Source organism: Sphingomonas sp. FW306-05-A (assembly GCF_058782275.1).
Map to the genome: position 1 here is coordinate 1 of NZ_JBYSXN010000010.1, position 5,316 is coordinate 5,316.

Consider the following 5,316-nt stretch of genomic DNA (forward strand, 5'->3'; position numbering starts at 1 on the left):
GACAAGGCGTCGGTATTCTGCGCTCTTTGACATTGTTGGTTTTAGATGAAGGGACATGTGGGCGGCGGCTACACGGTCTTTCGGGTCCTCTAGGCTCGTTGGATCGTTCAAAGCCAAGTCGCTCTTATACATGTCCTTCACGTATCCATACGTAAGAATATGTGCAGAGCAGCTCCTAGAGATGCTGATATTATCGTGGAATTCCACTGCGATGATGTTGGTCATAAACTTGAGAGTTTGATCATGGCTCAGAATGAACGCTGGCGGCATGCCTAACACATGCAAGTCGAACGAAGGCTTCGGCCTTAGTGGCGCACGGGTGCGTAACGCGTGGGAATCTGCCCCTTGGTTCGGAATAACAGTTGGAAACGACTGCTAATACCGGATGACGACGTAAGTCCAAAGATTTATCGCCGAGGGATGAGCCCGCGTAAGATTAGCTAGTTGGTGTGGTAAAGGCGCACCAAGGCGACGATCTTTAGCTGGTCTGAGAGGATGATCAGCCACACTGGGACTGAGACACGGCCCAGACTCCTACGGGAGGCAGCAGTGGGGAATATTGGACAATGGGCGAAAGCCTGATCCAGCAATGCCGCGTGAGTGATGAAGGCCTTAGGGTTGTAAAGCTCTTTTACCCGGGATGATAATGACAGTACCGGGAGAATAAGCTCCGGCTAACTCCGTGCCAGCAGCCGCGGTAATACGGAGGGAGCTAGCGTTATTCGGAATTACTGGGCGTAAAGCGCACGTAGGCGGCTTTGTAAGTTAGAGGTGAAAGCCTGGAGCTCAACTCCAGAATTGCCTTTAAGACTGCATCGCTTGAATCCAGGAGAGGTGAGTGGAATTCCGAGTGTAGAGGTGAAATTCGTAGATATTCGGAAGAACACCAGTGGCGAAGGCGGCTCACTGGACTGGTATTGACGCTGAGGTGCGAAAGCGTGGGGAGCAAACAGGATTAGATACCCTGGTAGTCCACGCCGTAAACGATGATAACTAGCTGTCGGGGCTCTTAGAGCTTCGGTGGCGCAGCTAACGCATTAAGTTATCCGCCTGGGGAGTACGGCCGCAAGGTTAAAACTCAAATGAATTGACGGGGGCCTGCACAAGCGGTGGAGCATGTGGTTTAATTCGAAGCAACGCGCAGAACCTTACCAGCGTTTGACATGTCCGGACGATTTCGGGAGACCGATCTCTTCCCTTCGGGGACTGGAACACAGGTGCTGCATGGCTGTCGTCAGCTCGTGTCGTGAGATGTTGGGTTAAGTCCCGCAACGAGCGCAACCCTCGCCTTTAGTTACCATCATTCAGTTGGGGACTCTAAAGGAACCGCCGGTGATAAGCCGGAGGAAGGTGGGGATGACGTCAAGTCCTCATGGCCCTTACGCGCTGGGCTACACACGTGCTACAATGGCGGTGACAGTGGGCAGCAATCCCGCAAGGGTGAGCTAATCTCCAAAAGCCGTCTCAGTTCGGATTGTTCTCTGCAACTCGAGAGCATGAAGGCGGAATCGCTAGTAATCGCGGATCAGCATGCCGCGGTGAATACGTTCCCAGGCCTTGTACACACCGCCCGTCACACCATGGGAGTTGGATTCACCCGAAGGCAGTGCGCTAACTCGCAAGAGAGGCAGCTGACCACGGTGGGTTCAGCGACTGGGGTGAAGTCGTAACAAGGTAGCCGTAGGGGAACCTGCGGCTGGATCACCTCCTTTCTAAGGATATCGGCGGAAAGCGCTTATCGGGTTCGCCCTTTGAGAAGAGCTTCCTCCATTCCAAAGAACATTTGCCGCCGTCCTCATGTCCCTTCATCACTAGGTAGTCCACACGGACCGACAGCATCGCTGTTACGGGCTGTGTCGGACAAGCTCGGTCGGCGCTGCGAAGCGCGCCATCTGGCGCAGCTCAAGCTGCGACGGTCGGCGCAAGCAGGTGCGGGCCTGTAGCTCAGTTGGTTAGAGCGCACCCCTGATAAGGGTGAGGTCGGTGGTTCGAATCCACCCAGGCCCACCACATTCGCGCTTTAAAAGAGTATGGGGCCTTAGCTCAGCTGGGAGAGCGGTTGCTTTGCAAGCATCAGGTCATCGGTTCGATCCCGATAGGCTCCACCACTCGCTGCATATACCTAGAGATGAAGAGAAAACGCTTCCGCTTCGGCGGAAATGCGGGGTTCGCCCCGCCTTATTTGACATTGTGAATGGGTTCTTAAAATCGATGCCGTGATACGGCGTTGGTTCGACAGGAACGACTTTGGATCGCGGTTCGCCGCGGGGTCAGAGCGTAGAGGGTCGGATACAGCGCTAATTAATCAGGCTGAGCATTTTTAATCATCCGCACCAAGATACTGCGACAACTCTGCTCTTGCCGAGTCGGCGTGATCGTCATGATCATGCCCAGTGTTGTTGTTGGTGGTGCGGACTCTCAAGCGTGAGGTAAGGGCAATTCGTGGATGCCTTGGCGCATACAGGCGATGAAGGACGTGGCACGCTGCGATAAGCTGCGGTGAGGTGTGAGCAACCTTTGACCCGCAGATTTCCGAATGGGGAAACCCACCTATCCCGTTTAACTTGACCGTCCCTGGCAACAGGGTCGGGCAAGCTAAATGGGGTTAGGTATCACTTAAGTGAATACATAGCTTTCGTGAAGCGAACCCGGCGAACTGAAACATCTCAGTAGCTGGAGGAAAAGACATCAACCGAGATTCCGTTAGTAGTGGCGAGCGAACGCGGACCAGGCCAGTGCCTGGAGTTCAACTAGCAGAAGCCTTTGGAAAGAGGCGCCATAGCGGGTGACAGCCCCGTATGCGAAAGTGAGACTTCAGGACATGAGTAGGGCGGAACACGTGTAATTCTGTCTGAACATAGGGGGACCACCCTCTAAGCCTAAATACTCGTATGCGACCGATAGTGAACTAGTACCGTGAGGGAAAGGTGAAAAGCACCCCGATGAGGGGAGTGAAACAGTACCTGAAACGGATTGCCTACAAGCAGTTGGAGGGTCCTTGAGGCCTGACAGCGTACCTCTTGCATAATGGGTCTGTGACTTAATGTATCAAGCAAGCTTAAGCCGTTAGGTGTAGGCGCAGCGAAAGCGAGTCTGAATAGGGCGCCAGAGTTTGATGTATTAGACCCGAAACCCGGCGATCTATGCATGACCAGGATGAAGGTGCAGTAACATGCACTGGAGGTCCGAACCGATTAACGTTGAAAAGTTACCGGATGAGTTGTGCTTAGGGGTGAAAGGCCAATCAAGCCGGGAAATAGCTGGTTCTCCGCGAAAACTATTGAGGTAGTGCCTCGGATGGACACCCTAGGGGGTAGAGCACTGGATGGTTGCGGGGGTCGCGAGACCTACCAACACTAACCAAACTCCGAATACCTAGGAGTGATATCCGGGAGACAGACGGCGGGTGCTAAGGTCCGTCGTCAAAAGGGAAACAGCCCTGACCTACAGCTAAGGTCCCCAAGTCGTGTCTAAGTGGGAAAGCATGTGGAACTTCCAAAACAACCAGGAGGTTGGCTTAGAAGCAGCCATCCTTTAAAGAAAGCGTAACAGCTCACTGGTCTAATCAAGAGGTTCTGCGGCGAAGATGTAACGGGGCTCAAGACACGCACCGAAGCTTAGGGTGTGCCATTTATATGGTACGCGGTAGCGGAGCGTTCCGTAAGCCTGAGAAGCGATCTGGTAATGGGTCGTGGAGGTATCGGAAGTGCGAATGCAGACATGAGTAGCGATAAAAAGGGTGAGATGCCCTTTCGCCGAAAGACCAAGGGTTCCTGCGCAAGGCTAATCCGCGCAGGGTGAGCCGGCCCCTAAGACGAGCCCGAAGGGGGTAGTCGATGGGAACCACGTTAATATTCGTGGGCCTGGTGGTGTGTGACGGATCTCGTGTGTTGTCATCCCTTATCGGATTGGGATGGCCTCGAAGAGGTCCCGGGAAATAGCCCCACCGTATAGACCGTACCCGAAACCGACACAGGTGGTCAGGTAGAGTATACCAAGGCGCTTGAGAGAAGTGTCCTGAAGGAACTCGGCAAATTGCCTCCGTACCTTCGGAAGAAGGAGGCCCAACATAGGCGCAAGCTCTTGTTGGGGGCACAGGCCAGGGGGTAGCGACTGTTTAGCAAAAACACAGGGCTCTGCTAAGTCGGCTTCAAGACGACGTATAGGGCCTGACGCCTGCCCGGTGCCTGAAGGTTAAGTGGAGGGGTGCAAGCTCTGAAATGAAGCCCAGGTAAACGGCGGCCGTAACTATAACGGTCCTAAGGTAGCGAAATTCCTTGTCGGGTAAGTTCCGACCTGCACGAATGGCGTAACGACTTCCCCACTGTCTCCAGGACATGCTCAGCGAAATTGAATTCCCCGTGAAGATGCGGGGTTCCCGCGGTTAGACGGAAAGACCCCGTGCACCTTTACTGCAGCTTCAGAGTGGCATTAGGAAGAAACTGTGTAGCATAGGTGGGAGGCTTTGAAGCGTTGGCGCCAGCTGACGTGGAGCCATAGGTGAAATACCACCCTGTTTGTTTCTGATGTCTAACCTCGATCCATGAAACTGGATCAGGGACCCTCTGTGGCGGGTAGTTTGACTGGGGCGGTCGCCTCCTAAAGAGTAACGGAGGCGCGCAATGGTGGGCTCAGGACGGTTGGAAACCGTCTGTTAGAGTGCAATGGCATAAGCCCGCCTGACTGCGAGACTGACAAGTCGAGCAGAGACGAAAGTCGGTCATAGTGATCCGGTGGTCCCTCGTGGAAGGGCCATCGCTCAACGGATAAAAGGTACGCCGGGGATAACAGGCTGATAACCCCCAAGAGCTCATATCGACGGGGTTGTTTGGCACCTCGATGTCGGCTCATCACATCCTGGGGCTGGAGCAGGTCCCAAGGGTTTGGCTGTTCGCCAATTAAAGTGGTACGTGAGCTGGGTTCAGAACGTCGCGAGACAGTTTGGTCCCTATCTGCCGTGGGCGTCGAAATTTGAGAGGAGTTGACCCTAGTACGAGAGGACCGGGTTGAACATACCTCTGGTGTACCTGTCGTTCTGCCAAGAGCGCAGCAGGGTAGCTATGTATGGACGGGATAACCGCTGAAAGCATCTAAGCGGGAAGCCTCCCTCGAGATAAGATTTCATAGAGCCGTCAGAGACCATGACGTTGATAGATCGGATGTAGAAGTGGAGTAATCCATGGAGCTAACCGATACTAATTGCTCTATTCGCGCTTGAGAGTCCCACCATCAATGACAATCCTGGGAAAACCAGATGTCGCTGACTGGCGGATGATCAAATGCAACGCCTGATTAACAACTACCATCTTCAGACAA

The 5,316-nt window shown here is 53.9% G+C and carries 1 protein-coding gene, 2 tRNA genes and 2 rRNA genes; 4 read left to right on the forward strand and 1 reads right to left on the reverse strand.

Annotation, left to right across the window (positions count from 1 at the left end; all coding sequences use genetic code 11):
- Positions 1–225 (reverse strand): hypothetical protein (locus tag AC3WJR_RS20335; protein WP_492727481.1); only part of this gene is annotated, 225 nt, incomplete at its 3' end.
- Between AC3WJR_RS20335 and AC3WJR_RS20340 the strand changes: the two genes are divergently transcribed.
- The 4 genes from AC3WJR_RS20340 to AC3WJR_RS20355 all read left to right on the forward strand — a co-directional run bounded on the left by AC3WJR_RS20340 (position 226) and on the right by AC3WJR_RS20355 (position 5,219).
- Positions 226–1,712: ribosomal RNA gene (locus AC3WJR_RS20340) — 16S ribosomal RNA — on the forward strand. It begins immediately after the preceding gene.
- A 221-nt stretch (positions 1,713–1,933) separates the two neighbouring features.
- Positions 1,934–2,010, forward strand: a tRNA-Ile gene (locus AC3WJR_RS20345).
- A 22-nt stretch (positions 2,011–2,032) separates the two neighbouring features.
- Positions 2,033–2,108, forward strand: a tRNA-Ala gene (locus AC3WJR_RS20350).
- Between the two features lie 311 nt (positions 2,109–2,419).
- Positions 2,420–5,219 (forward strand): 23S ribosomal RNA (locus AC3WJR_RS20355).
- Together the 16S and 23S rRNA genes with 2 tRNA genes alongside form the textbook arrangement of a ribosomal RNA operon.
- Positions 5,220–5,316: the final 97 nt, after the last annotated feature.